General features: G+C 64.3%; 22 protein-coding genes. 16 read left to right on the forward strand and 6 right to left on the reverse strand.

The window, feature by feature from the left end; translation table 11 throughout:
- Positions 1 to 46 precede the first annotated feature (46 nt).
- Positions 47 to 256, reverse strand: a complete 210-nt coding sequence (locus C5B85_RS19000; protein ID WP_146077989.1) for a hypothetical protein — start codon at positions 254 to 256, stop codon at positions 47 to 49.
- Between the two features lie 441 nt (positions 257 to 697).
- On the opposite strand from C5B85_RS19000, the gene folP reads away from it, so the two are divergent.
- From folP to C5B85_RS16685, 3 genes are read left to right on the forward strand one after another with little or no spacing between them, the layout of a single operon-like run.
- Entirely contained in the window at positions 698 to 2,527 is a 1,830-nt protein-coding gene (gene folP, locus C5B85_RS19720; protein WP_181064475.1) for a dihydropteroate synthase, read from the forward strand.
- Positions 2,520 to 4,007 carry a 2-amino-4-hydroxy-6-hydroxymethyldihydropteridine diphosphokinase gene (folK, locus tag C5B85_RS19640; protein WP_104287131.1) on the forward strand — a complete coding sequence of 496 codons (1,488 nt, stop codon included), beginning with the start codon at positions 2,520 to 2,522 and terminating at the stop codon, positions 4,005 to 4,007. The genes folP and folK overlap by 8 nt, the downstream gene beginning before the upstream one ends.
- Entirely contained in the window at positions 4,004 to 4,603 is a 600-nt protein-coding gene (locus tag C5B85_RS16685) for a DUF3180 domain-containing protein (protein WP_104287132.1), read from the forward strand. Before folK ends, C5B85_RS16685 begins: the two co-directional genes overlap by 4 nt.
- A gap of 3 nt (positions 4,604 to 4,606) precedes the next feature.
- On the opposite strand, the gene C5B85_RS16690 is transcribed toward C5B85_RS16685, so the two are convergent.
- Both C5B85_RS16690 and C5B85_RS16695 read right to left on the reverse strand, forming a co-directional pair.
- Positions 4,607 to 5,818, reverse strand: a complete 1,212-nt coding sequence (locus C5B85_RS16690; RefSeq protein ID WP_104287133.1) for a Fic family protein — start codon at positions 5,816 to 5,818, stop codon at positions 4,607 to 4,609.
- 113 nt (positions 5,819 to 5,931) lie between these two features.
- Complete coding sequence (locus tag C5B85_RS16695) at positions 5,932 to 6,999, reverse strand: GTP-binding protein (RefSeq protein ID WP_104287134.1); 1,068 nt, start codon at positions 6,997 to 6,999, stop codon at positions 5,932 to 5,934.
- Between the two features lie 45 nt (positions 7,000 to 7,044).
- On the opposite strand from C5B85_RS16695, the gene ykgO reads away from it, so the two are divergent.
- Together ykgO and galE are read left to right on the forward strand one after the other, a co-directional pair.
- The gene (ykgO, locus tag C5B85_RS16700) at positions 7,045 to 7,167 is read left to right on the forward strand and encodes a type B 50S ribosomal protein L36 (RefSeq protein ID WP_104251782.1); all 123 of its coding nucleotides are present in this window, start codon (positions 7,045 to 7,047) and stop codon (positions 7,165 to 7,167) included.
- 132 nt (positions 7,168 to 7,299) lie between these two features.
- A complete protein-coding gene (galE, locus tag C5B85_RS16705; RefSeq protein ID WP_104287135.1) occupies positions 7,300 to 8,289 on the forward strand; it encodes a UDP-glucose 4-epimerase GalE in 990 nt (329 codons plus the stop codon).
- Here galE and C5B85_RS16710 read toward each other — a convergent pair.
- On the reverse strand, positions 8,279 to 9,451 hold the full coding sequence (locus C5B85_RS16710; RefSeq protein WP_104287136.1) for an acyltransferase: 1,173 nt from the start codon (positions 9,449 to 9,451) through the stop codon (positions 8,279 to 8,281). The genes galE and C5B85_RS16710 overlap by 11 nt on opposite strands.
- A 10-nt stretch (positions 9,452 to 9,461) precedes the next feature.
- Entirely contained in the window at positions 9,462 to 10,517 is a 1,056-nt protein-coding gene (locus C5B85_RS16715; protein ID WP_104287137.1) for an acyltransferase family protein, read from the reverse strand.
- Positions 10,518 to 10,701: 184 nt separating this feature from the next.
- On the opposite strand from C5B85_RS16715, the gene C5B85_RS16720 reads away from it, so the two are divergent.
- From C5B85_RS16720 to C5B85_RS16760, 9 genes are all read left to right on the forward strand, one after another.
- Positions 10,702 to 11,478, forward strand: a complete 777-nt coding sequence (locus C5B85_RS16720) for an SGNH/GDSL hydrolase family protein (protein WP_181064476.1) — start codon at positions 10,702 to 10,704, stop codon at positions 11,476 to 11,478.
- Positions 11,479 to 11,690: 212 nt separating this feature from the next.
- Complete coding sequence (locus tag C5B85_RS16725) at positions 11,691 to 13,154, forward strand: polysaccharide biosynthesis tyrosine autokinase (protein ID WP_104287139.1); 1,464 nt, start codon at positions 11,691 to 11,693, stop codon at positions 13,152 to 13,154.
- 50 nt (positions 13,155 to 13,204) lie between these two features.
- A complete protein-coding gene (locus C5B85_RS16730) occupies positions 13,205 to 14,317 on the forward strand; it encodes a glycosyltransferase (protein ID WP_104287140.1) in 1,113 nt (370 codons plus the stop codon).
- Positions 14,318 to 14,351: 34 nt separating this feature from the next.
- The gene (locus C5B85_RS16735) at positions 14,352 to 15,659 is read left to right on the forward strand and encodes a UDP-glucose/GDP-mannose dehydrogenase family protein (RefSeq protein ID WP_104287141.1); all 1,308 of its coding nucleotides are present in this window, start codon (positions 14,352 to 14,354) and stop codon (positions 15,657 to 15,659) included.
- Positions 15,656 to 16,708 (forward strand): hypothetical protein, encoded by a 1,053-nt coding sequence (locus tag C5B85_RS19005; protein ID WP_146077990.1) that lies wholly within the window; start codon positions 15,656 to 15,658, stop codon positions 16,706 to 16,708. The genes C5B85_RS16735 and C5B85_RS19005 overlap by 4 nt, the downstream gene beginning before the upstream one ends.
- Positions 16,705 to 18,771 carry a glycosyltransferase gene (locus C5B85_RS16745; protein ID WP_104287143.1) on the forward strand — a complete coding sequence of 689 codons (2,067 nt, stop codon included), beginning with the start codon at positions 16,705 to 16,707 and terminating at the stop codon, positions 18,769 to 18,771. Before C5B85_RS19005 ends, C5B85_RS16745 begins: the two co-directional genes overlap by 4 nt.
- A gap of 163 nt (positions 18,772 to 18,934) precedes the next feature.
- Positions 18,935 to 20,059 carry a hypothetical protein gene (locus tag C5B85_RS16750; protein ID WP_146077991.1) on the forward strand — a complete coding sequence of 375 codons (1,125 nt, stop codon included), beginning with the start codon at positions 18,935 to 18,937 and terminating at the stop codon, positions 20,057 to 20,059.
- 193 nt (positions 20,060 to 20,252) lie between these two features.
- The gene (locus C5B85_RS16755) at positions 20,253 to 21,269 is read left to right on the forward strand and encodes a hypothetical protein (protein WP_146077992.1); all 1,017 of its coding nucleotides are present in this window, start codon (positions 20,253 to 20,255) and stop codon (positions 21,267 to 21,269) included.
- Complete coding sequence (locus C5B85_RS16760) at positions 21,266 to 22,708, forward strand: O-antigen ligase (RefSeq protein WP_146077993.1); 1,443 nt, start codon at positions 21,266 to 21,268, stop codon at positions 22,706 to 22,708. Before C5B85_RS16755 ends, C5B85_RS16760 begins: the two co-directional genes overlap by 4 nt.
- Here C5B85_RS16760 and C5B85_RS19010 read toward each other — a convergent pair.
- Positions 22,683 to 22,955 carry a hypothetical protein gene (locus C5B85_RS19010; RefSeq protein WP_146077994.1) on the reverse strand — a complete coding sequence of 91 codons (273 nt, stop codon included), beginning with the start codon at positions 22,953 to 22,955 and terminating at the stop codon, positions 22,683 to 22,685. The genes C5B85_RS16760 and C5B85_RS19010 overlap by 26 nt on opposite strands.
- A gap of 1,194 nt (positions 22,956 to 24,149) precedes the next feature.
- Here C5B85_RS19010 and C5B85_RS16770 point away from each other — a divergent pair.
- Both C5B85_RS16770 and C5B85_RS16775 read left to right on the forward strand, forming a co-directional pair.
- Positions 24,150 to 25,247, forward strand: a complete 1,098-nt coding sequence (locus tag C5B85_RS16770; protein WP_104287148.1) for an acyltransferase family protein — start codon at positions 24,150 to 24,152, stop codon at positions 25,245 to 25,247.
- A 62-nt stretch (positions 25,248 to 25,309) separates the two neighbouring features.
- The coding region (locus C5B85_RS16775; protein WP_146077995.1) for a dTDP-glucose 4,6-dehydratase at positions 25,310 to 25,882 on the forward strand (573 nt) is incomplete at its 3' end.

Raw genomic sequence — 25,882 nt, forward strand, 5'->3', positions numbered from 1 at the left:
GCCTGCATTTTTCGCATATGCGGGCTTCGGCGGCGACGGTGAGCGATCAGCCGCTCGGGGTGTTGCGGGCCTTCTTGATCGCGGCCACGGTCACAGCGATGCTGACGGCCGCGAGGGGCACGACCAGCATGCCGAGCTGCAGCGAGTTCCAGCCCAGCGCGAGGAAGAGCGCCGTCGCACCGACGGTGACCACCCACAGCGCTACGGCGAGCGGCGTGGATGCGAAACTCCGAAACCCGGGTCGTTCAGATGTCAACACAACTCCTTCGCTTCTCGAATCGTCGGGCGGTGCCACCACGAGACAGGCGGCTTGGCCGTCGTTCGAGCCTCTCGAGCCTCGTCGTGGCATGTCAACCTGAGGAGGGTCTGCCCAGGAAACGCGGACGAACCGCGCCGCTCGCGCCCAGCTCCGCGCTGTCTCCCGCCTGTCCAGTTCAATTTTCGGGCGAATTGCCGTGACGCAGGATGATGAGGCCCGGAATTCCGGGGGCGCTGAAACGCGTACGTGCCATTTCGCCCGATAATTGACGCGGCTTGCCGGAGAGCGAGTGCGCGAGCGGACTCGATCAGGCGTGAGGGGCCCGGTTATGCGCACAGCCCGACGCGCGCGAGTGGTTCGGGGATGCATGGGGGCTTCGTTTCGCGGGAGGATGGACCCATGCCCGCGTCGCGGGCTGTGCAGAGTGAGGACGTGCTGATGAACGATGTCGATTCCGGGTCTGCGGATCGGGTCGATCTGGAGCGCGCGCGAGCAGCGGTTCGCGAGTTCTTGGCGGCAATCGGCGAGGACCCTGATCGGCCTGGCCTTGCGCGCACCCCAGAGCGGGTGGCGGATGCGGCGCTCGAGCTCTTCGGGGGCATCGGCGTCGATGCGGTCACGCCGCTGTCTGCAGCGCGGTTCCCTGTCAGCGACGCGGCGGCATCTGCAGGTGCCGGAGCCCCCGCACCTGCCGCGGCCGGAGCTGCCGCGCCGGTGTCGCAGCCGGTGGTGCTGCGAGACCTCGCCTTCCGTTCCATGTGCGAGCATCACCTGCTGCCGTTCTCGGGCCGCGTGCACCTCGCCTACGTCCCTTCTGACTCCATCGTTGGGTTCGGTCGCCTCCACACGCTCCTCGAGACGCTCTCGGCGCGTGCGACGCTTCAGGAGCGCCTCGGCGATGAGCTTGTCGACGCGATGATGACGGCCCTGGATGCGCGCGGTGCGCTGGCGGTCATCGAAGCGAGTCACGCGTGTGCCGGGCTGCGTGGGTCTCGGCAGCAGGCCGGGGTGGTCGTCACGGTCTCGGCGCGGGGCGAGCTCGCGGAGCCGATCGCTCGGTCGGAGATCATCGCCCTCATCGGCGCGCAGCCGGTCGTCGCGGAGAGCGTCGTGGCGGATGAGACCCACGCCGCGGCCCCCGGTATCGCGCCGATCATCGGCCATGTCCTTCGCGGCGCGCGCTTCGATCCGATGTCCGGCACGCTCGCGAGCGCGGCGGTGCCGCTCGAGGACGACGCCTCTCTCGAGCAGAGCGCGGCTGCCGAGGCCAGGACGCCGACTCAGGTCAACGACCGCGAAGTCGAAGAGGACGCCGAAGGTGCCGCCCAGCTCGACGCCCTGACGGACGAGCAGTGGGCGGAGGACTCCGGCCCGGTACACACGCGTCCGTTCGAGCTGCCGCAGCGGTTCACGAACCTGCTGCAGCCCGCGATCCCGAAGCGGCCTCGCCTTCTGGGCATTCTCAACATCACCCCGGACTCGTTCAGCGACGGCGGCAAGTTCGAAGATCTCTTCAGCCAGAACCGCAGGACCACGCGCGCTCTGCGTCGCGCGAGGGAACTGGTCGCCCAGGGGGCGGACATCATCGACGTCGGTGGTGAGTCGACGCGTCCGGGTGCCGTTCGGGTGCCGCAGGAGGAGGAGGCGGCGCGCGTCCTGCCGGTCGTCAAGGAACTGGCGGCGCTTGGCGTGCTGGTCAGCATCGACACGATGTATGCGAGGACGGCGGAGGCGGCGCTTGCCCTCGGTGCGGAGTACGTGAACGACGTGTCCGGCGGTCAGGCCGACCCGGCGATGCTCGGACTTGTCGCGGACAGCGGGAACCCGTTCATCCTGAGCCACTGGCGCGGGCATTCGATCCGTATGAACGAGCTCGCCGACTACCGCGACCCTGCGTCCGAGATTCTTGCCGAGCTTGCCGGAGCCCGCGATCGAGCGGTGGACGCGGGACTCGACCCGTCGCAGATCGTTCTCGACCCGGGTCTCGGGTTCGCGAAGAGGCGCGACGACAACTGGGCGGTGCTGCGCGAGCTGGAGCAGTTCGTGGCGCTCGGGCATCCGCTGCTGGTGGGCGCGTCCCGCAAGCGGTTCACGGGCGAGGTGCTGCAGCCGGACGCCGACGTGATCGAACGTGACATGCCGACGGCCGTCATCACGGCGCTGGCTGCGAAGGCCGGGATCTGGGGCGTGCGCGTGCATAACGTTGAGGCGAATCGCGTGGCGTTGGACGTCGTCGACGCGTGGCGCGAAGGAGCACAGGATGACTGATCACAGCAGCGGGCACGAGCCGAACCTTGAGGGGCGTCGAGCGGTGGATGCGCGCGCCGCCGCTCACCATGCCGCGGGCAAGGAGGTGCGTGGGCATGCGCACGAGCACGCGTTTGTGCGCGAGCCGGTCGCGGGCGCCACGAACGGTGTCCCGGCTCAGATGCCGGTTGAGAGGGCGCCGGAGGCTTCTGCGGCCTCTCGGCGGCCTGCTCGCCGGGCCGGGCTTCCCGAGCCTGAGCTCGACCGCATCCTGATCACGCGCATGCACGCACGCGGCCACCACGGGGTGTTCGAGCATGAGCGCCGTGACGGGCAGGACTTCTACATCGACGCCGAGGTGTGGGTGGACGCGGCGGCGGCCTCGTCAAGCGACCACATCGGCGACACCCTCCACTACGGCGAGTGGATGCACGCCCTCCATGCCATCGTCACGGGCGAACCGGTCGACCTCATCGAGACCCTGGCCGAGCGGCTCGCGGCGGCGACGTTCGGGTTCGATGATGCCGTCGCCGTGCGCGTCACGGTGCACAAGCCGCAGGCTCCCGTGGCGCTGGACTTCGAGGATGTCGCGGTGAGTATCCTGCGGCACAGGCCCGCCGCTCCGGGGGAGTACCTCGAGTCGGAGGCCGCGCACGCGGTCGCGGCGCCCACTTCGACCGGGCCCTCTGCGCTCGTTTCGGACGCCCCCGCAGTTCCGCCTGCGCCTGCGCCTGCGCCCGCGTCCGCATCCCCGCTCGCTGAGTCGGCGAGCGCCGAGGATGACTTCCATGCCCGCGAGGCGGCGGCGGCCGCGCACACGGCGTCTGACGCGTCGATCGTGCTCGACTCCGGGGGAGCGCCGAACATCCCACTGCCGCGCGTCGAGCCTGCTGGTGACCTGTTCTCGCCGCTCGCGCAGCGCGAGCAGGATGCGCGCTCGCCCTCTGACGCCGCCGTCGTGAGTCGGGCTGGCGGCGCGCCGAATGCGGCCTCGGCCGAGCCGGCGCCCCGCGTCCGCCAGGCTGTGATCGCACTTGGCGCCAACCTCGGTGACCGCGACGCGACGCTCTCCTCGGCGCTGCGCAGCATCACGGAGCTGCCAGGCACGAAGCTTGTTGCCGCGTCGAGCCTTTACGAGACGCCAGCCCTCACCGTCGAGGGTGTGAGCGAGGAGGCCCCGGCTTACCGCAACGCGGTGGTGCTCGTCGATACTGAGCTGCCTGCCGCTGGCCTCATGCGGGCGCTGCACTCCATTGAGGACGCGCACGGGCGTACCCGTGAGACGCGCTGGGGGAGTCGAACGCTTGACCTGGACCTGATCCAGGTGGCGGGTGAGGTCAGCAGCGGAGCGCTGCAGCTGCCGCACCCGCGGGCGCACGAGCGCGCGTTTGTGCTTGCCCCGTGGCTTGAGGTCGACCCGCGCGCTCAACTCGCTCCGTTGGGGAGCGTCGCGGAGCTTCGGGCGGCCGCAACCGATCGGGTCGAGCGGGTCGCGCGGTGAACCTCGCGAGCAAGACGCGGCCCGGCCTCCTCGTGGGGCTGGCCGTCATCGGAGGGGTTCTCGCCTGGTGCGCGGAGACGTGGCTCGTGACGTCCGGCCGAGCCGTGATGGCTCCTCCTTTGACGATGCCGTTGACGCTCGTGGTGCTAGCTGGGCTGCTGCTCTGGCTGGCCTGGCCGATCCGGGCGTACACGAGGCGGCTGTGGCGCGAGCGTCGCGAGGCTGAGTCTCGCCGCCGCGCCCCGGGCCTCGAGCGCAGCATGTCCGCGAACGGCGCTGACCGTCAGGGTCGCGATGAGCACCAGGCGGAGCGTGACGGCAGCGGCAAGCGCGTCGACCCGCAGTACGCGTTCCGGGTGCTGGCGTTTGCGCGTGCCGCGAGTCTGGCGTCGTCGCTCATGGCCGGCGTCGGTCTTGGGGTCCTCGTGTTCGCGCTGACGCGCACGGTTCCGCCGGAAGAGCCCATCTGGCATGCGGTCTTCTCGCTCGTCGGCTCCCTGGTCTTGCTGACTGTCGGTCTCGTTGCCGAGTCGTGGTGCCGTATCCCGCCGGGAGGCGAGGAGACCTCCAGTTCGCAGAACCCGGTCGCCGCGTAGCTCTTACGCCCGCCGCCCTGCCCGCTCCGCGAAGCGGTCGAGCGCCTGCAAGATCTCAGGGGATCGCCAGAAGGGGCCCGACTGGCGGTACTCGCGCTTGGAGACCAGAATGCCCTGCTCGGTGAGCGCCCTGAGCGGCGGGTAAGCGTTCGGGGTCGTGATGCCGAGCTCCGCTGCGGCCGTTACGGCATTGACCACTGGCCGTCGACTGATGATGTCGAGCAGCGGCCACGCGTTGCTATCTGACCTCGCTTTGAGCTTGCGGCGCCAATCAGCCGTGATCTCGTCGATCTCATCGACAAGGATCCGGGCATTCCAGACCGCGTGCTGGGCGGCATCGGTGAAGGCTTGGACGATCGCGGCGGGTTCTCCGGTTCTGAACGCGGTGAGCGCGCCGTGGTATCCCTCGATGTTGCTGAGGAGACCGGCAGAGACTGGCACGGCGACGTTGCGGGTTGTGCCTCGTGCTCGCAGGAGCGACTGCGCGAGGGCACGCCCGGTACGGCCGTTGCCATCGGTGAACGGATGAATCGTCTCGAATTGTGCATGCGCGAGAGCGACATGAGCGAGCGAGGGAACATCGCGGCGATGCATGTACGTGACCAAGTCGTCGATCAGGGCAGGCACCCGGTCGTGGTGCGGAGCCACGTAGCTTGCGCCACGCGGGCTGTCCGAGCGCGTTCCGATCCAGACCGGCTGTTGTCGCCACAGTCCGGGTGTGTGGCGATCCTGGCCATGCATGAGCACTTCGTGGACGCGCCTGATCCCGTCGGGTGTGAGGTTGTCGGCGAGATCGATAGCGGCGCTCATGGCCGAGGTGTTCGCGGCGATCTCAATCGCGTTCCGGTTCGACGTAGCGCCGAGCTCTGCGGTGAAGATGGACCGAGCGCTTGCTGTCAGGTGCTCGATCTGCGAGGAGCTTGCCGATTCGGATCGGAGAAGTACGGGCGCGAACGCTGCAACACGGTCGCCGAGGTGGGCGTCGAATCGAACGAGTTCGGCAGTTGCTGCCTCCGAAGCGGCCAGCACGTCGGCCGACAGGGCTGCGCCAGCTTCAGCGATATAGGGAGGGACTGAGGCTCTGTACGTCGTGAGAGTCCGCCAGCCTTCGCCGGAGGCGCCAGGGCCGTAACTGGCCTCAACGGGTCCGTCCCAGGGGAGGTCCTCGTAAGCAAGCTCTGGCCAGGAGCCTCCTTCGTCACCCGCACCTCGCATTGGGCCTCCTAACGCAGAATTTGCATCCACCATTTTATGACTTAGTTGTCTAAGTCATAATAGCGCGCACGTTTTTCTGCGTTAGGTTCGGCGCGCATCCGCCCCGATCGCCGCTACTCCCAGCAGGGGAACGGGTCAGCGTAGTCGCGCCACGTGGCCGGCCCGGCGATGAGTTCGCGGTCGGTGAGGGCACTCTCGCGCAGGGCGGCGTCGATGGCTTCGGGGCGCAGTCTGCTTCCGAAGAAGGCGATTGTGGTGCCGACGGGTGCGTCGGGGTCTGCGCTGGCGAGTCCGGATGCGCCGAGTTGGATGCTGCTTCCGGTGCTTGACCAGTCACCGACCTGCGTGGTGCGGTTGGCGAGGCAGAACAGTCCGCGTGACCGGGCGATGAGTCCGACGTGTTCGGGGGTGAGTGTGGGGAGGGTGGCGGCGAGGCGTGCTGGGTGGAACGGCCTCGGTTCGCTGAAGATGTGGCAGTCGATGTGTCCGCGGGCGGGTGGGAAGCGGGTGCGTTCGTCGAGGCGGAGCATCCAGCCGGCGGTGGCCGCGAGCTGGTGGGCGAGGCGCGGCCGTATCGGTCGGAGGCGCTGGCCGAGGTCGGTGGCTGCGGCTGGGGTGGTGATGATCGCGGTGGGGTTGAGCTGCTGGATGAGGGTGCAGGTCTCGCTGACGACGCCGGCGGGGTGGGTGTCGCCCGCGGTGAGCACGATGACGCTGGCGAACTCGAGCTGGCCGGCGAGGGTGGCGGAGGTGTCGGCGTCGTCGGATCGCTCGGGGCCCTCTTGGAAGAGCAGCCGTCTGATGTCGTTGATGCTGGCGACGGTGACGAATTCGCGCGGTCCGACGACGCAGTCGGTGCCGCTCGCTCGGTGGTGGTACTCCGACAGGACGTGTTCGAGAGCCAGCCCGACCGCTTGTGTGTCGGCGTCTGCGGAGAGCTCGACGACGATGTTGCCGCGTCGCCCGTCCGCTGCCTGCCGGATGAGGTCTTCGGCGAGTTCGACGCCGAGTTCGAGCGCATCGGTTTGCTCGTCGCCGTAGTCGGCTACGGGTGTTGCCCCGCCCGGCTCTCCGCACATGAGCGCGGTCACGAGCTGTCGCCCGGAGGTCTCGAGCCCGCTGACGATGGTCATGCCGAGTGAGCTGGTGACGGTCTGGCCGGGTGGGGGTTTCGGGGTCATGCAGCTAGTCTAATGAGAAACATTCTCAACAAGGAAGTGATGACCATGAAAGTTCGCAACTCCCTGAAGGCGCTCAAGAAGGTTCCAGGCGCCCAGATCGTCCGCCGCCGCGGCCGCACGTTTGTCATCAACAAGAAGAACCCGCGCATGAAGGCCCGTCAGGGGTGATCTCCCAGCAGCCACGCCCGCAGCCGCGCACACGACACCCGGAACTGCCAGAATGTGGGAGGACGTGCTCGTCGCGTCCACCGAAGGCCGGCGCAGACGCGCGGCGCTGACGCACCTCTGAGGAGATTCACCATGACTGTGCTCATCACCGGCGGAGCCGGCTACATCGGCGCTCACGTGCTCGCGGCCCTCGAGGCCCGCGGCGATAAGGCGGTTGTTGTCGACGACCTCACGACGGGAACGCCAGAGAAGGTCGGTGCGACGCCACACTTCAACTTCGACATCTCGACGACGGGTGCGGCGGATGCGCTTGCCGACATCATGCAGGCGCTCGAGGTGACGAGCGTCATCCATTTTGCCGCGAAGAAGCAGGTTGGCGAGTCGGTGGCGAAGCCGGCCTGGTACTACCAGCAGAACATGGGTGGGCTCGCGAACGTGCTCGAGGCGATGCAGCGTGCCAGCGTGAAGAGCCTCGTGTTCTCGTCGTCGGCTGCGGTCTACGGCCTCGGTACGGGGTCGGACGAGCCGATCCGTGAGGACGACGTCAAGAACCCCATCAACCCGTATGGCCAGACGAAGCTGGCGGGGGAGTGGCTTGTGCAGGCTGCGGCGAAGGCTGCTGGCATTTCTGCGGTGTCGTTGCGCTACTTCAACGTGGCGGGTGCTGGCAGCGATGAGCTGGCTGACCGCTTCGCCCTGAACCTCGTGCCGATGATCTTCGAGAAGCTGGCCGAGGGGAAGTCGCCGCTCGTGTTCGGCGATGACTACGCGACCCCGGATGGCACGTGTGTGCGCGACTACGTGCACGTCGTCGATCTGGCGGATGCGCACCTCGCGGTCCTGGATGCGATCGCGGCGGGCACCCAGGTGTCGTCGGAGTACAACGTCGGCCGCGGCGAGGGCTATTCGGTTTTCGATGTGGTGGATGCGGTGCGTCGCGCGAGCGGGCAGCAGTTCGAGGCGGAGGTGGCTCCGCGCCGCCCGGGTGACCCCGCGCTCCTGGTGGCGGACGCATCCCGGATTAAGGATGAGCTCGGCTGGACGGCGAAGTTCTCGCTCGACGACATGGTGACGTCGGCCTGGTCGGGCTTCGAGCGCAACGGGGCCCCCGTCAAGGCGTAGCGCTGGGGCGGGGGCGGGCCTTCGGGAACACGAACAGCGCGTCCCCTGCCGGCCATCGGCGGAGCCAGCAGAACAGGTAGCTGAGTCCCAGGGCGACGGCGGTGTTGATGATGAGCAGCCAGGTTGGGTCGAAGATGCCCCAATCGCCCATCCACGAGGTGATCATGATCTGCGCCGGGTAGTGCACGACGTAGAAGACGACCGAGTTGCGGCCGATGTACTGCAGCCAGCGCGCTGAGTCTCCGTCGCGGCCTCTTTGGACGCCGGTGGCGCGGCGGGTGATCATGATGATTGCGGCGACTCCAGCGAGTACGACCGGAATCCACACGAGTTCGTAGCGGTCGATGATGCGGGTCGCCGCGGTGATGGAGTCGTCGCTGGGGGCCGTCGACGACGAGCCGGACACCCACCGGAGCGCGCCGTCGAGGCCGAAATAGGTGCCGTGTGTCTGCCCGATCAGCAACGCGCCGAAGCCGGCGGCCATGGCGGTGCATCCGATGAGCAGCGGCCACGTCTCGATGCGGGCCAGCGCGCTCCGGTAGCGGGTGACGAGGTGTCCGGCGAAGAAGAAGCCGCCGTAGTAGGCGAGTTCACCCCACATCTCGACTGGCCCGATTCCGCGGGCTGAGAGGAGCGCGCTGATGCCCCAGAGGGTGAGCGGTACGGCGGCGAACCAGGGTCCGCGGATGCGCGTGAGGAGTGGGGCTGCGAGGTAGTAGATCGCGAGGTAGAGGATGAACCAGAGCCAGCTGAGGGGGAACCAGTTGCTGGGGTTCGTCCACTCGTCTTGCATGGTGACGAGCCAGTAGACGCTTCCCCAGAGCAGGTACGGCCAGGCCAGAGTTCGGAGTTTGCTCGTGTAGTAGGTGGGGCCGGTTTTTGCGAGTGAGCGGCCGAGCAGCATGCCGGAGAGCAGGAGGAGGGTGCTCATCCGGTAGGGGGCGAAGAACGTGTTGACGTCGTTGATGATGCCCGTTGGGGCGACGTTGATGACAAAAAGGGGGATCGCGCTCGCGTGGAATGTGACGACGAGCAGGATCGCCGCGCCGCGCACGAGATCCATCCAGTGTTGGCGGTGTTTCGCGGGCGCTGGGGTAGAACGCGGTTTCACATCCACGTGGAAGTGGGGAGCCTGGTGCTCTGTGGGTGCTGGTGTGCTCATCGGGTTTTGCTTATCTCGGGAAGAGGAATAGTGCGTCTGCGGCGCGGCTTCTGCGTCGGAGTGCAACGGCGCCGAACGATACGGCAAGTGCGGCGATGATGCACGCGGTCATCATGAGTGGCTGCGAGGTGACGCCGCCTGCGTCGAGCAGTTTCACGACCATGATTTGCAGCGGGTAGTGGATGAGGTAGAACACGATCGAGTTGCGGCCGATGTACTGCAGGAAGCGGGACATGGCGGGTTCTTGGCGTCCGTCCAGCGAGCCTCGGATGCGCCTCGCGAGCAGCATGGTTCCCGCGATTCCGGCGAGGACGATCGGCACCCACAGGAGCTCGAAGCGCTCGATGGTGCCGGTGTCGTTTGTGCCTGGCTCCTCGCCGCTGCCGAGCGCCAAGCCGTGCTCCTGCAGCACCAGGAGCGCCGCGAACACGGAGCTGCCGACGAGGAGGACCACCATGGTCGGCGCGGTGTCGAAGCGGCGCAGCGCGTGCCGGTGCTGCGAGATGAGGTAGCCGGTGAAGAAGAAGCCGCCGTAGTAGCTGAGGTCGAAGAGCGTGCCGACGGGCGCGGTCGTACTCAGCATCCAGAGCGCGATCGGGACGAGCGCGAACCACGGGCCGCGGATGCGCGTGAGCAGGGGAGCGGCGACGTAGTAGGCGAACAGGCAGAGGATGAACCAGAGCCAGCTGCGGGTGGCCCAGCCGTCTGGGCGCATCCACTCTGTTGGGTTCTCGGTGGCGATCCAGAAGATGACGAGCCAGACGACGTATGGCCAGGCGAGGGTGCGGAGCTTGCTGGTGTAGTAGCGGCCTGGTGGTTTGGCGAGCGCGAGGGGGAGGAGGAGTCCGGAGAGCAGCATGAGCGATGACATGCGGAACGGCGCGAAGTAGAGGGTGATGTCGTCGACGATGGTGCCCGGCTGGATGTCCGCGATGTGCATCGGAACGTCGATCGCGTGGTTGGCGATGACGAGGAGGATCGCGGCGCCGCGGATGACGTCGATCCAGCGTTCGCGCTGGCGTGGCAGGGTCGCCGACGGGCGTGCTGCCGCGTCTTGTGTTGCCATTGGTTTCCCGTCTCGCCGTGTCTCGACGCTACACTTGCCCTCTTTTTGGGCTCAGACATGGCGAATTTGTGGGAATCTGAAATGACGTCCAGGGCTAAATCCCGCGGATCCGCGCGTGTCGGAAGGGCCTTCGGTTCCCCGGGGAGTACAAGGCGGCGCGCTGGGCCGGTACGATCACATGGAAATGAAAACACGCAACCAGAGTGCGCGTCGTTGGCCCCAGCTGACACTGCTCGTGGTCGTGGCTCTCGCTGCGGTCGCGTTGGTGGCGCTGGCGTTCATGCCCCGACAGGTCCCCGCGGGGACCGGCGCTGACCCAGTTCTTACGATTTCCAGTTCGGAAGATGCCGCTTCGGCGACGAATTCCGCTGGTGCCCCTGCCGCTTCAGCACCGTCGGCGACCCCGGCTGGTGCCGGGCTGACGGTCGCTTTCATCGGCGACTCGTACACGGTTGGTGTCGGCGCAAGCGACCCGTCGCTGCGTTGGTCGACCTTGCTGGCGACCGCGAACGGTTGGGAAGAGCTGAATCTGGGTGTGAGCGGATCGAGCTACGGCCAGGGGTTGGACGAGTGGAACTCGTACGCGCTCCAGGTTGAAGAGGCCATCGAGGCGCAGCCCGACGTGGTCATCGTCTCCGGCGGTCTGAACATGTCGGAGCTCGATCAGGAGCTTGGTGTGGAGTCGGTCTTCACCGATCTGCGTGCGGGTCTGCCGGATGCACGCATCCTGGCGCTCTCGCCGTTCTGGGTGAGCACCGCGTACCCCGCTCAGCTGACCCTCACGGCGAACCTCATCAAGTCGGATGTGGCTGCGGTCGGCGGTGAGTACCTGGACATCGGTCACCTCTTCGAGGACGAGTTCCAGTACTTCGAGCTCGACGGTCTGCACCCGGACGATGCCGGCCACCAGCTGATCGCAAACGCCGTGGACGCGGGCCTGCCCGTGGAAATCGGCGGATAATTCGCGTTCTGCGCCATGGTGTGCCCGATCTGCGACCGATTTGGCACATTTCACGAATTTACAGCCCAATAACATGACACCAGTAGTATGAGGCCGGGCTTGCCCCAGCTTGCCTGAGATACCCCCTGCGCTCCGAACCGCGAGCCACCCGTTTCGTGCCTGCCGCGAAAGCGGCAGCGGCACGAGCGCGAGAGACACACGGACGGACCTTTATGGAACTGCGCGACTACCTGCGAATCCTGCACAAGAACTGGATCATCATCCTGATCTGCACGCTGGCGGGAGTGGCGGGCGGGGCTGGGGTGTCGCTGTTAATGACTCCGAAGTACGAGGCAACGGCGGAACTCTACGTATCCGTGCGCTCCTCCGACGGTGGCCAGGCACAGGAACTCAACCAGGGAACGACCTTCGCGCGCCAGGCCGTGCAGTCCTACACGACCGTTGTTGACAAGGAGATCGTTACCACTCGCGTTATCGAAGAGCTCGGGCTCGACGTTACGCCCGAACAGCTTGCGGAGCAGGTCACTGCGACTAACGAGCTTAATACGGTTGTGATTGCAATCTCGGTGGTCAACGGAGATCCGACGCTGGCTGCCAACATCGCAAACTCGGTCGCGACGAACTTCATCGACGTCATCGTGAACGAGCTCGAGAAGCCGGCCGGGGCGTCACCTAGCTTGGTAAAGATCGAGCCGGTTCAGTCTGCGCAGATCCCTTCGTCGCCCATCGCGCCGCGGGTGCCGCTTAACGTGATCCTGGGGGCGCTTGTTGGCCTGGCCTTGGGGATCGGAATCGCTGTTCTTCGTCAGGTGGTCGACACCAAGGTCCGCAGCACGCACGACATCGCTCAAATCACGGATCGCCCCGTCATTGGCACAATCGCCTTTGACGCTGACGCTGGTCGACGTCCACTGATCGTGCACGAAGAGCCCAAGAACCCCAAGGCCGAGTCCTACCGTGCCCTTCGCACGAACCTCCGCTTCATGGATATCGAGAACACGCGCCACAGCTTCGTCGTCACGAGCTCGCTTCCCTCGGAAGGTAAGAGCACGACCTCGGCCAACATCGCGATTGCCCTTGCCGAGCAGGGCGCCAAGGTCGTTCTCGTCGACGGCGATCTCCGCAAGCCAAAGGTCGCGACGACCATGGGCGTCGACGGCTCCGTCGGTCTTACCGACCTGCTCAGCGGTCGGGCGGAACCTAAGGACGTGCTGCAGCGCTGGGGTCGTGGCCGGCTCTATGTGCTTCCAGCCGGACGCATCCCACCGAACCCGAGCGAGCTGCTCGGTTCCCACACGATGCAGCAGGTCCACGACCAGCTGCTCGCCGAGCACGACTACGTCATCATCGACGCACCACCTCTGCTACTCGTCACCGATGGGGCGGTCTTGAGCGAGCTCGCGCACGGCACATTGCTCGTCGTGGCGAGCGGCCAGACTCCGCGCTCCGCGCTTGCAGGCGCCGTGGCTCAGCTTGAAGGTATCGGTTCGGAAGTGTCCGGCATCGTTGTCACCAAGGTGCCCACTAAGGGTCCGGACTCCTACGCGTACGGCTCCTACGGTGCCTATGGCGCTTACTACGGAACGGACGAAGCGGGCAATCCGACCACAGAGTACCGAAAGGTCGGAACCGGGCAGATGCCGATCATTAGCGCGAAGCGACGCCAGAAGGACTGATCTCCGCGCACTGCGCATCCAGTTGTCGGCGAAATAGGGGAAGACAGAACATGCCATCAGTCGCCATCATCGGTACACGTGGATACCCGAGCTACTACGGGGGGTTTGAGACGGCCGTGAGGCAGCTTGCACCCTATTTGGCTGAGCAGGGCTGGGACGTTCTCGTCTACGGCCGAGACGGGTCGACCGTCGAAGACGATCCGAATCGCGATGAGCGGGTGCGCACGAGAAAGACCCATGGGCTCGAATCGAAATCGCTCAGCACACTCTCCTACGGTCTGACGGCCAGCCTCGATGCCACGCTTCGCAAACCCGACGTGGCGCTTGTGATGAATGTGGCGAACGGATTCTGGCTCCCGCTCCTCAAAGCGAGGGGCATTCCGGTGCTGACGAACGTGGACGGCATCGAGTGGGATCGCGACAAATGGGGCGCGGCCGCCAAGTTCATGTTCAAGTCGGGGGCCAAGCTCACAGCTCGCTACTCGAACGGGTTGGTCTATGACGCTGAGGCCATTGCAGACCGCTGGCGACGGGACTTCGGCCGGGAGGGGTTCTTCATTCCCTACGGCGGAGATGAGCCGGCGATCGGTCCAGTCGAACCGGGTTTAGAGCGACGCAAGTACGTCATGGTCGTCGCACGCTTTGTGCCTGAGAACACCATTCCGGAGTTCTTCTCCGCGGTCGCGGAAATCGCCAGGACTCGAGATGTGATCATCGTCGGTTCCTCCGGTTATCAGGGTGAGCTCGATGATTGGGCACAGCGCCTCGACGACGAACATCCGCGCGTTCAGTGGCTTGGTCACGTCAAGGACGACCGCCGTCTCCATGCGCTCTGGCAACACGCAGGCGCGTACTTCCATGGTCACAGCGTCGGTGGTACTAACCCGGCGTTGGTACAGGCCATGGCTTGTGGCGCCCCGACCGTGGCCCGAGACACAGTCTTCAACCGCGAGGTGTTGGGTGAACACGGTGTGTTTGTCCGGCCGGAACCGACAGAAATTGCGGCCGCAATCGAAGACTTGATCCAGGACCCAGCACAGCAAGAAGTGCTCTCAGATGGCGTCCGGGGGCGAGCTGCGGAGAGTTACACGTGGGACCTAGTCAATAGCAAGTACGAGCGCGCTCTTTTGCGAGCGATCAAACTCAACCCCTCTTCGCGGTAGCCCGCGCTTTCGTCTCACCATAGGAGTGAACACCTTGAAGCTTTCCGTCATCGGCTGTGGATACCTCGGTGCCGTGCACGCCTCCGCTATGGCTTCCATCGGACACGATGTCGTCGGAATTGATGTCGACGCTTTGAAGATCGAAAAGCTGTCGACAGGGAAGTCACCGTTCTTCGAACCGGGACTCGACGAGCTGCTTTCGGAAGGCCTGGCGACCGGCCGACTTCGTTTTTCGACAGAAATGTCGGACGCTGCTGACGCGACAGTCCACTTCATCGGTGTCGGGACGCCGCAGGTCGCTGGGAAGGACAATGCGGATCTGAGGTACGTGTATGCCGCAATCGAGTCGCTTCTGACCGTTCTCAAGCCGGATGATTTGGTCGTCGGAAAGTCGACTGTCCCGGTCGGAACCGCTGCCGAGCTCGCTGTGAAAATTCGCCCTTCGGGCGCGCGTCTGCTTTGGAACCCCGAATTCCTTCGTGAGGGATTCGCGGTGCAAGACACGCTCCGTCCGGATCGAGTTGTCTACGGCGTAGAAAGCGCGCGGGAAAATGCCCCGGAGGTTGCGAAGCTCGACGACGTCTACGCTCCCGTCCTGGCAGGCGGGATGCGTCGGCTGGTCATGAATCTCCCGACGGCCGAACTCGTGAAGGTGTCCGCGAACGCATTCTTGGCCACGAAGATCTCGTTCATCAACGCGATGGCAGAGATCTCGGAGGTCGTTGGGGCCGACGTCACGCAATTGGCGGATGCGATCGGGGCCGACGACCGTATTGGTCGCAAGTTCCTCAACGCTGGTATCGGATTCGGCGGCGGATGCTTGCCGAAAGATATCCGTGCCTTTGCTGCCCGAGCCGGTGAACTCGGCGTCGGCGACGCGGTTGGGTTCCTTCGCGAAGTCGACCAGATCAACCTCCGTCGTCGTCAGCGTGTCGTTGACCTCGTGGTTCAGAGCCAGGGCGGCGACGTAACAGGCGAGAAGGTGGCGGTTCTTGGGCTCGCATTCAAGCCGAACTCAGACGACGTTCGGGATTCGCCCGCTGTGGACGTGGCTTCGAAGCTCAGCCTGTTGGGAGCTTCAGTCACGGCTACGGACCCTGAGGCGATTGAGAACTCCCGTCGACTGCTGCCTGGTGTCGAATTCGTCCCTGGGCCCGCTGATGCAGTCGTGGATGCTCGTGTAGTTGTTGTGGCCACGGAGTGGAAGCTGTTCAAAGACTTCGAGCCACCGCAGGTTGCCAAGGAAGAAGAACGTCTTGTCATCGACGCGCGAAATTGCCTTCGTGCGGAGACTTGGACCTCAGCTGGTTGGAAGTACGTCGCTCTCGGGAAATCCGCTTGACGCCCGCAGATTCGCTTCGGGGGCGGGCGTCCGAATCCGGACAGCGCCTTGATGCCGTCGCTTGGGCTGTGCCGCCCGGCAAGGGATTGAACACACGTCCTGCTCGGTTACTCGTTGAATTAGGGAAGCTTGGCGTCATCTCGGAAACTGCACCACGGTATTTCCACGGGCGAGCCGCGGCCGAGGGGCACTCAGTTAGCGCCGGCAGCTTCGATCCGATCCGCGGTGTACCTGTCTCCGCCAAGGCCCTCGCCGTACTCTCCCCGGTCTTCCGCGCGGGAGCGCATCCGGGTGCTTTCTGGTACGACTTCTATGACGACTGGGCGCTTGCTCCCGATATCAACGCACTTCACCGACTGCACGCGGCGCGCTCCTACGCTTCGATGCGTCGAGGCGCAAACCAGGGCGTGCTCGTCACCTGCAATTCGCCGTACATGGCGGGACGTGTTGGTCTCGACGGGGCCCATGTCGTGCCAAACGGCGTTGACGATGCTCTCGCAGATCACTCGCCTGCGGGGGATGATGCGACGCGACTTCTCCTGCTTGGCAAGTTCTTCGATGGCCGTACTGACTGGGATCTGATTCTGAGAATTGCGGCTGCAACTGATTTCGACGAGATTGTGGTCGGACACCCGGGGGACAGCGAGTCGATGGGCCGCGTGCTTGACAGACTCCATCAGAAATTCGGCGAGCGTCTGGTCATCCGCGACTGGATCGACAGTTCAGATCTCGCGACATTTGCAGGGCCGCGGACAGTGGCACTTGTGCCGCACGTCGTAAGCGACTACACGCTCAGTCAGGACCTCATGAAGGTCTACCAGCTGCAGGGTCACGGCATTCGGGTGATCTGTCCGCGTCTGCTCTGGCCGACGCATTTGAGCGCCCGCTACGCCTACCTCGTGGACTTCGGCGCCGACTATTCTCGTCTTCTCACTGAGTGGATCGATAGCCCGACTATCGACGAAGAGTGGCGGCAAGCGTTCATTGCGGACAATTCGTGGGCCTCACGTGCGAGGGCGGTTGTCCAGCGGATGGAGGCTCTTCGATGATCCGCGTCGACATCACGATGGTGCTGTTCCGCCCTGAGATCGACGAGCTCGGGCGGACGATTGCGTCGCTGGCGGAGATCTCCAGTGAATTCGATGTCCTTCACGTGCTCCTCTCCGGTTCGAACGCCGACCGCGAGAGCGTGGAGCGTCTGTTCGAGGCTGCTGGGCTGGCGGCCCGGACCCGCCTCACACATCGTTTCGACAACCTCGGTTTCTCGACTGGACACAACGTCCTGCTCGCGGATGCGTTCTCGGAGGGCGCTGGCGCTGCCCTGGTGCTAAACCCCGACATGCGGGTCGCCGTCGGGTCGGTCGTCGAGCTCGCGCGCATCGCAGCCGGAAGCGTCGACGACGCACTCTACGGTCCCTCTCTGGCGAGAGTCTCAAATGACGACGAGTCGGTAGGCAACGCAGCTGAGACCGACAGCATGGGGGTTGGCTGGAGCGGCGACGGCCGGCACTTCGACATCCGTCAGGGTGAACCCTTCTCGATCGAGCCGGGTCGCGTCCAAACTGTGGACGGTCTGACGGGTGCGTGCCTATTTGTGCCCCGGGGCGCGTACGAGTCGATCGTGGAAGGGTCCGGCTGGTTCTTTGATGACGTCTTCCTGGCCTATCGCGAAGACGCCGAGCTCGGACTCCGCGCCAAGGCGCTCGGAGTCGAGTCTAGGCTCGTCCACGTCGAGGGGTTCGCCCATGTGCGCTCAGTTCGCGGGTACGCGCGCGGTCGCGCGCTCCCGGACCTCCTCGGGGTCAGGAACCGCTACGTGCTCAAGTACCGGTTGGGAAGCCTGCGCCCTTCGTCGAAGGGCTTCGCGGAAGTACGCGACCTCTTGGTTGCTGGCGCGACCTCCACGATCGAGCGATCGAGCTTGCCGGGGCTCAGCTCGGCGAAGTCGATCCGTCGATTCGTGTCGAATACGAGCATGGTTCGACGCTCTGGGATCCGCAACTTCGCCTCCCGGCGCGCTGGGGAGAGAGTTCGACGCCTTCGTGTGCTCTATCTCGGCGTCGAGTCGGAACAGTACCCACGCAACGCGCGAGTACGCGCCTACCTCGAGTCTCACCTGGATGCCGACATCACGATCGTGGGGATCGACAAGGACCCGGGCGCGGTTCGCAAGGCACGCATCCTGATGCGGGAAGGTAGCGCGTTCCCGCGCGACAGCTTCGACGTGGTGGTGCTCGCTGAGTTCCAGTTGAAGTACGCCCCCATCGCTCGTCTGCTCGCTGTCCGCTACCGCGCACTGCTGGTCGTGGACTGGTTCGTGGGTCTCTACGAGACCCGAGTTGAGGACTGGGGTATGACGACGCCTGGCTCGCTCAAGGGGCGCGCCTGGCGTGCCGTTGACAGCGTGGCCGCACGTATCGGTGATGTGGTTGTCACCGACAGTGACGAGCGGGCCAAGATGCTCGTACGCGACTACTGCGCGCGTCGCCGGTCAACGTTCACGTTGCCTGTTGGCGCCCCGAAATGGGCACAAGGTAGCGACCGTTTCGCCTCAGACGAGGGCCGCATCCGGGTTCTCTATTACGGTGGCTATCTTCCCTTGCACGGTGTGGACTACGTCCTGGAGGCTCTTGCCGCAACCGAGCGGTCAGATCGACTCGATGTTGTCTTCATCGGCGCGGGCGAGCGTCGCGCCGCAGCTGAGCGGTCTGCGCGTGAGCTCGGGTTGTCCGGCTTGATCAACTTCAAGAACCCGATCCCGGAGGCTCAGCTGGCCGATGAGATCGCTGCAGCCGACCTGGTGCTCGGTGTTTTCGGAACCTCGCCCAAGGCGGCCTCCGTGATCGCCAACAAGGTGTGGCAGGGACTTTCGGCCGGCAGAGTTGTTGTCACACGACAGTCCAAGGCGCTTGACGAGATCCGGTCGATCGTGGGGAACCTCCTCATCGAGGTCGACCCGGAAGACCCGAAGCGGCTGGCGCAAGTTTTTGACGACACGGTGACGCGCGCATTCGAGGCGTCCGATGCGCCGACGATGCCGCTCGAGTCGTACGTGGGCGAGCGTTTCGCTCAGTTTGCGCGAGCGATAGGGGGGCACGTCCGTGGCCATTAGTACGCAGATCGCGCGCGCACAGCGGCTGGGCTCGAAGCTTCGCGACGCCCGCTGGCGACGGCAGTTCGATGCGCGGGCGATCGCCGCTGAATCGGATTCGGGGCGCCGCCTGCAGCGCGAGGTTCTGAGCCGCTTGCACTGGTCGAGCCTGCTGCTCTCGCGCGTGCAGGTCTCTGCCAGCGCGCCGCGGCGCGTGACGATGCTGCTGCCGGAGCTTCGCCCGTCGGCGGTCTTTGCAGGCATCGATACGGCTCTCAAAGTCAGCGCGGGTCTTGCAGCTCGGCTCGGGCTGCCGCTCCGCCTCGTTTCCATCGGTAACGAGATCGATGCGAAGAGCCTCGAGGGTCTCCTGGCGGATATTCGAGGCAGGCTCGTGCAGGACGTTGAACTGGAGGTCGTTGGCAGGGAATCGCTTGACGGACTCGAAATAAATACTGACGACTACTGGGTCGCGACCTTCTGGACGACGGCCCATGCGCTGTCGTCGGCGGCCAAACTCGGACTGATCTCGCGGTCGCGAGTTGTCTACCTGGTTCAGGATTACGAGCCAGGGTTCGTCGCGTGGTCGACCGAGTTCGCCTTGGCGCGCGCCACCTATCACGCGGATTTCACTCTGGTCGTCAATTCGTCACCGCTTGCCGCCTATCTCGAGGCGAATGAAAACCTCTCTCTAAGTCCGGAGCTCGTGTTTCGACCTCAGATCGATCTCAGGGAGACTGCACCTGCCAAGTCCAGCGCTGGGCTCACGATCCTGTTCTATGGGCGCCCGAGCAAGCCGAGGAATCTGTACGGGCTCGGAGTGGCCGCGTTGCAAGAAGTTGCGTCGGTCGTCGACGAATGGCAAGAGGACGTGCGTTTCATTTCGGCGGGCGAAGCACATACGCCGATTGAGTTGACGAGCAAATCCCGCCTGCAGAGCGTCGGACGTCTGTCCTGGGATGAGTACTTCGAACTCCTGTCTGAGGTAGACGTTGTGCTCTCGCTGCAGCACAGCCCGCACCCGTCTCATCCGCCATTCGACGCGCTGGTTCGCGGCACGCAGGCGGTCACGAATGAGCTCGGCGGCACACGCGGCCAGCTGAGCGACTTGCTCACCGCAGCAGAGCCTCGGCCTGCGTCGCTGGCCGCCGGGGTTGTAGCTGCTTTGGAACGGGTGCGAGCCGGCGACAGCATCGAGCCCGACCTCGCGGTTCTCTCTCGACTTGGGGCTGAACTGTCCGATGTTTTGGACGCGGCCGTTGAGGAACTGCAAGCTGCTCAAGAGCGGGGCGGGTTCGAATCACTGTGAGCTGGGAGACGGTGCGGTGAAGCGCGGACTAACGCTTGGGCTGTATCTACTTGCCCCGATGTTGAGTGCGGTCACTCCCTTACTCGTGTTCCCCTCTGTGACCAGCGTTCATGGTGCGGCGGGCCTCGCGGCCGTCGGCGTCGCCCAGTCGCTTGGGGCGGCCGCAGCCGTAGTGGGGGAGCTCGGCTGGAGCGTGGTCGGACCGCAGAAGATCGCGGCGCTTGGCGCGAGTGAACGTGCTGAACTCATGCGGACGTCCGTGGCGACCCGCTCGTTGGCTTTCCTCCTGCTTTTGCCGGTGGCGGCTGTGCTGACCTACATTGTTTCGCCGTCGTTCCCCATAGAAGCAGCGGTCATCGCTCTGGGCTTCGCTTCGGTCGGATTCTCGCCCTCCTGGGCGCTCATGGGCGCCAACCGTCCTGGGCTGATTCTGGTTTTCGATTCGATCCCTAAGATTCTGCTTGTCGCAGGTGCGGCTGTTGCGATCCGCATGGGTGCGAGCCTCGCTGTCTACGGCCTTGCACTGCTCGCTGCGACAGCAGTGATCACGATCGCGGGTTGGTTCATCTTTGGAGTGCATCGAACCGCCTCAAAGCTGACCCGCGCTGAGATCGTTCGGTCGATTCGTGGACAGGGGCGCATCACGGTGAGTCGCGCGATTACCGCGGGCTTCACGGCGCTTCCCGTGACGTTGGTCGCGTTGGTCGCGCCGGCCGCTGTGCCGCTGTTCACGGCTGTTGATCGGCTCGCGCGGATGGCGTTGTCGGTGCTGGCGGCCGTCCCCAATCGTCTCCAGAGTTGGTTGGGGGCAGCCACGATCGAGAATCGTGGTCTCAGGAACCGGCGGCAGCTGCAGATCAATGCTGGCCTGGGTGTCGTCGCCGCTATCGGATACGCGTTTTTGCTTCCCTATGTGGCCACATTCGTGTTCACTGGGTCAGTTGAAGTGGATGCAACGCTCGCCTGGCTGTCGGCGGGAGTGGTGCTCATGGTTTGCGCCTCTCGCGGTTTCGGTCTGAGCCTCGTAGCGTTCTCTAGAACGGATTGGCTGATGCCGGCGAGCATCGCCGCAGCAGTCGTCGGGCTTACCCTCGTGCTCTCCCTCGGGAGCACCTGGGGTGCGTACGGAGCGGTGCTCGGTGTGGTCGCCGCCGAGGCAACCGGCGCGGCAGTGCAGGCAATCGGATTGAAGCTAAGGCGGCAAACTTGAAACTCACATTGGACAGGGCTGCAGAATCTCGATCGACTGAGAGTGGGAAAAGTCCGGACTTCGCACCCGAAACGCGGCCTGCGAAGGATGACCTCAAGATTTTTTGGATCGGCAGTGCATTCTTGTGGGCTGCATGCGTATCGGCCTCGCTCATTGGCGTGGCGACAACGTGGTTTTGGGTGATGATTTTCATAGCCGTAGCAGTTCTACTGTTCGGCGTATCAGCACAAATCCGGCCTGCAATGGGGCTCTACTCTGCCGCCGTTCTGGCGTTGTGTTGCGCACCGAATAATGCCCCGGTAGAAGTGCAACTCGTTGTGAGCGTAGCGTGTTGTTTCGTTCTCGCGTTGGGGCTTGTTAGGGCTTCTGCGCCGCACGGGCGACTGGGTGGTGCTGGGGTGGCGGTAGTCGCCCTCGTGATCGTCTACGGTGTGTTACAACTGAGTGCAACAGTGCTCGAGAACTCTGCCAACGTCTTCGTCGTGGCGGCGCGTTTCACGCTGCCAGCTGTCCTGGCAGTGTTCGCTGCGGCCCGGCTTGACAGTGCGGCCCGGTGTTTCTTGCTCGATGCAATTGTTTCGCTTGCTGTGCTTCAGAGCGTGATCGGCGTTCTTGAGTTTTTGAACCTCACTGCTCCCATCTTTGGGACGGCGACTGTCTATGACACTGCGCTCATGAACCCTCTACTGCCCGGGGTGGTGCGTGTTCAGGCCATGTTGGGGCATCCGATCGTCTTGGGTCTTCTCATAGTGTTTGCTCTGGTTTTGCTGCTCAATCGTGCCCCTCGGATGCGCTCTTGGCAGACCGCGGGTCTTTCGGCGGTCTTATTGGCAGGGCTTTTCCTATGTGGCTCCCGCAGCTCTTGGCTTGCGCTCGCCATATGTTGTGTTCTCGCTCTGTTTTGGGCGGTCAAGAATCTAATCGTTCGCACCTTTGCCATTCTTGGCCTGCTTATCGGGCTATTCGCAGCGTTGACAAGTTCCCGAGCGTCCAGCATCCTGGTGGAGCAACTGGATCTTTTTACTGACTCTGGTTCGTTCACCCACCGGATGGAGTCGTTTGGTTCTTTCTTCGCGATCTTGTCCCAGCATGCGATCCGCCCTGCATTAATCGGCTCGGGCGTGGGTTCTGAGCCGCGGCTGTTCGCCGCCGGATTGCTTCAGCAGGACGGCTTCCTAATCATCGATAATCAGCTGCTAACAACTATGGTGACCATTGGCCTATTTGGTTTGCTCGTGTTGCTTTCTCTGGTGGCGTTTGCAGTCTTTGGCTTGCCGCCTGCAGAGCGTCTCGCTTGTATCGCTATGCTGATCATGTTTTTCACTTTTGACGCGCTCAGATGGACTGGGCCGATCGTTCTGTTCTTTGCGCTCGTTGGTCTTGTTGTTAGCTACTCACGCGAAAAGGAGCGGGCTAAACGCACCCTCGCGTCTGTGTGAAGGCCTTTGCGAACGCGCCTGTCTGGTATCCGTACTGATAGACGGCCCCGCGAGTGGTGATCGGGGCGTCGTCGTAGATGACTTCTGCGTCTCCGCTGAAGCAGCGATCGAGGTAGAGCTGCGTTCTTGTGACGTGCGGTTTGAAGGTGATGAGGATAGCCGTTTCCCAACCGCGTTCTAGTGAGATCTTCTCCAATGCGCCGACTTCGCCTTGGGTCGTGAACGGATCCGATTGGAGGCAGGTCACGCTGAACTCCTGCGGGACCGTGCAGAGGCCAATGCCCTCGGCGCGATACCTCCACCCGAATTCTGGCGTGGAAATCAATAGGTTCTCGCTGTATCCGGCGGACATGAGTTCCTGAGCCAGTTCCAAGCGCGTCCGCTCGGGTGGCCCCAGTACGAAGATCACATCAACTTGACGTGCCTGTCCCTGCAGGGGGACAAAAATCGGGGCGACGGGGATACACGCCGCGATTGCTGCGGCTACAAGCAGCAGTATGTACAGCGGTGGTGATCGACGACTGGAGCTTCGTGGACCTGGCGGACTCACAGCGCCAATAGGTGCCGCATCGGCTCCTCGATCGTCGTGCGTCACTCAATCTCCCGAGATTTGAGAGCGCGTCCCACATCGCGTGAGGGACGGCTCAACGATGAGGATTTCCGTCCCGGTCGAATCCGAGACGTCCCAGACCTTAGCGCTTCAAACTGAGATCCACGCGGCATGTGATGAGTCACTGAGTTCGATCAAACGTGGGGTCGGCTAAAGCTGAATACTTTGCAACCTGGTGTCGAGCTCAGCTGTCATCGACCGTGCCCAGGACGCCGTTAGGTGGCCCACCGCGTCACGGTAGGCAGCCACGCTTCCGATCGCCGCAGGGCACATGCCGTCCCGACACTACAGATCTGTAGGGTCGATGTAGGTCGCTCCTTCTACTCGTTGGGTGACCTCGGCCAGCCCATCCTTGACTTCAAGGGCGCAAGCAGAAGGCGTACCGCAGGCGTTGGCGCGTGGATCGAAACCGAAGGGCTTGACGCGCTCGAGGGCCGACTCGCTTGGTTTCGGTGCATCTCCGATCACAGCTATTCGAGTGCCAGACGCCGTGACCTCATTCCACGTCGACGCGGCGGAAGCGATCAGGTCGTCTGACCACGTGCCGGTCACATGCCGTGACGCGGTGGTGATGATGAGGTCGTACGGTTCTGCCCCAGGAACTGCGATTGGGCTTCCTGGAGCTGAGGCAACAGTTCTTCGGCGGGGACCAGCACCTCTTGGCACCCCCAATCGATGTAAGTGTCGAGCGTCCAGCCGTTCTCGCCCTACATTGATTCCGTTCACCTAGTTGGCTAGGTTGATAGCTAGTGCTGACTCAGCGGTCAGCGAACTCTCGCCAGGTGCCCCGATGCCAGGTGGGACTCCCCCCTAACTCGCTGGAAAGTCGTCATGCCCAACCTTGTTGAGCGCCCGACCGGAACCTCCCCTCGTGTTTCCTGGGTCGATACGGCGCGCGGAATCTCGATCCTGCTGGTCGTCGTCCTTCACGCCACTCTCTGGCTCGGTTACATCAGCGAGCCCCCACGCTGGCTCGTCGTGTTCAACGAGGTCGCGGGCTTCTTCCGCATGCCCTTGTTCTTCGCCGCCGCAGGGCTCTTCGCTCAGAAGTGGATGCGCGCCCGTTGGCGTGAGCTCTTCCGGGGCAAACTCTGGCTGCTGATTTGGGTTTACCTGGCCTGGCAGCCCGCATTCTTCGCCTTCAAGTTCGCGGTAGGGCAGGTCTTGCCAGACCAGCGGGACGCCTCGCTCGCCGCACACCTGCTGAGAGCTGTCGTGAGCCCACTTCGCCCGCAAGGTGAACTCTGGTTTCTCTGGGCGCTGGTGCTGTTCTTCTTGATAGCCCGGCTGTTGAGGTCTCTCCCGAGAGTGCTTCACGTTGGTCTGGCCGCCGCGGGTGCGCTGCTCTGGTTGCACGCCGTCCTCCCCGCACTCGGGGACTCCACAGTTCGACTGCTCGGTGTCGGGGTCGTCAGTGCGCCGTATCTGTATCTGTTCTTTGTGCTCGGACTCCTCGGTCGCAGGGAGATTGAAGTCCTCGCAGCGGCCCTCGAGCGTCATCGATGGCTTCCCATCGTCGTGTTCCTCACCTTCGTCCCGGTCGCTCTTCTTGTGGTCTCGTCCGGAGCGCAATCTGACGGTGCCACAATGCTGGGTATGCGCGTGGTCGGGCTCGTCTTCGGTGTCGCGCTCAGCGTGATGCTTGCGAGGGTTGCGGCACTGCCATATCTCGGTGCCCGCACACTCCAGATCTATGTCGCACACATGCCGATCATTGCGACTGCGGTGATCCTGCTTTCGCTCGCAGGCGTGAGCATCCAGGAGCCTGCGGTGTTCGCAGGGGGAGTCGTCGTCTTGGTCGCGGCGGCGGTGTTGATCTCCCTCGGAATGAAGGACCTGGCGGCGAAGAATCTCGGTCGCTTGCTCTACGAGCCACTGAGACCGTGGCACGCATCTGCCAGGCCATTTGCGGGACGCGGGGGCCGTTAGGCTAGGTGCATCCTTGCGGTCGGCCGGCGGCTGACAAGTACCGACGATTGAACAGGACAGGTATGAAACTTCTCGTGACCGGCGGGGCCGGCTTCATCGGCTCGAACTTCGTGCGCCGCGCGCTCCAGGACCAGTACGAGGGTCTGGAGGGCGTCGAGGTCGTTGTCCTGGACAAGCTGACGTACTCGGGGAACCTCGAGAACCTCGCTCCCGTCTCTGACTCCGAGCGCTTCACGTTCGTGGAGGGCGACATCACGGATGACGTCGTGCTCGACGAGTGGATCCCGAAGGTGGATGCGGTTGTCCACTTCGCGGCCGAGTCCCACGTCGACCGTTCCGTGCGCGACGCGTCCGTGTTCATCGAGACGAACGTCGTCGGCACGCAGAAGCTGCTCGACGCGGCCCTTCGTCACGAGCTTCCCCGCTTCGTGCATGTCTCGACCGACGAGGTGTACGGCTCGATCGAGGAGGGCAGCTGGAGCGAGACGTTCCCGCTCGAGCCGAACTCGCCGTACTCGGCCTCGAAGGCCTCGTCCGACCTCATCGCGCGGTCGTACCACCGCACGCATGGCCTGAACGTGTCGATCACGCGCTGCTCGAACAACTACGGCCCGTACCACTTCCCGGAGAAGGTC

Source organism: Pseudoclavibacter sp. AY1F1, assembly GCF_002931075.1.
Taxonomy (GTDB): domain Bacteria; phylum Actinomycetota; class Actinomycetes; order Actinomycetales; family Microbacteriaceae; genus Pseudoclavibacter.

Bases quoted from the DNA above. Each gene is read 5' to 3' on its own strand.
- folP (WP_181064475.1), top strand. From the start codon at position 698: ATGAACGATGTCGATTCCGGGTCTGCGGATCGGGTCGATCTGGAGCGC.
- folK (WP_104287131.1), top strand. From the start codon at position 2,520: ATGACTGATCACAGCAGCGGGCACGAGCCGAACCTTGAGGGGCGTCGA.
- C5B85_RS16690 (WP_104287133.1), bottom strand. From the start codon at position 5,818: ATGCGAGGTGCGGGTGACGAAGGAGGCTCCTGGCCAGAGCTTGCTTAC.
- C5B85_RS16695 (WP_104287134.1), bottom strand. From the start codon at position 6,999: ATGACCCCGAAACCCCCACCCGGCCAGACCGTCACCAGCTCACTCGGC.
- ykgO (WP_104251782.1), top strand. From the start codon at position 7,045: ATGAAAGTTCGCAACTCCCTGAAGGCGCTCAAGAAGGTTCCAGGCGCC.
- galE (WP_104287135.1), top strand. From the start codon at position 7,300: ATGACTGTGCTCATCACCGGCGGAGCCGGCTACATCGGCGCTCACGTG.
- C5B85_RS16710 (WP_104287136.1), bottom strand. From the start codon at position 9,451: ATGAGCACACCAGCACCCACAGAGCACCAGGCTCCCCACTTCCACGTG.
- C5B85_RS16715 (WP_104287137.1), bottom strand. From the start codon at position 10,517: ATGGCAACACAAGACGCGGCAGCACGCCCGTCGGCGACCCTGCCACGC.
- C5B85_RS16720 (WP_181064476.1), top strand. From the start codon at position 10,702: ATGAAAACACGCAACCAGAGTGCGCGTCGTTGGCCCCAGCTGACACTG.
- C5B85_RS16725 (WP_104287139.1), top strand. From the start codon at position 11,691: ATGGAACTGCGCGACTACCTGCGAATCCTGCACAAGAACTGGATCATC.
- C5B85_RS16730 (WP_104287140.1), top strand. From the start codon at position 13,205: ATGCCATCAGTCGCCATCATCGGTACACGTGGATACCCGAGCTACTAC.
- C5B85_RS16745 (WP_104287143.1), top strand. From the start codon at position 16,705: ATGATCCGCGTCGACATCACGATGGTGCTGTTCCGCCCTGAGATCGAC.
- C5B85_RS16770 (WP_104287148.1), top strand. From the start codon at position 24,150: ATGCCCAACCTTGTTGAGCGCCCGACCGGAACCTCCCCTCGTGTTTCC.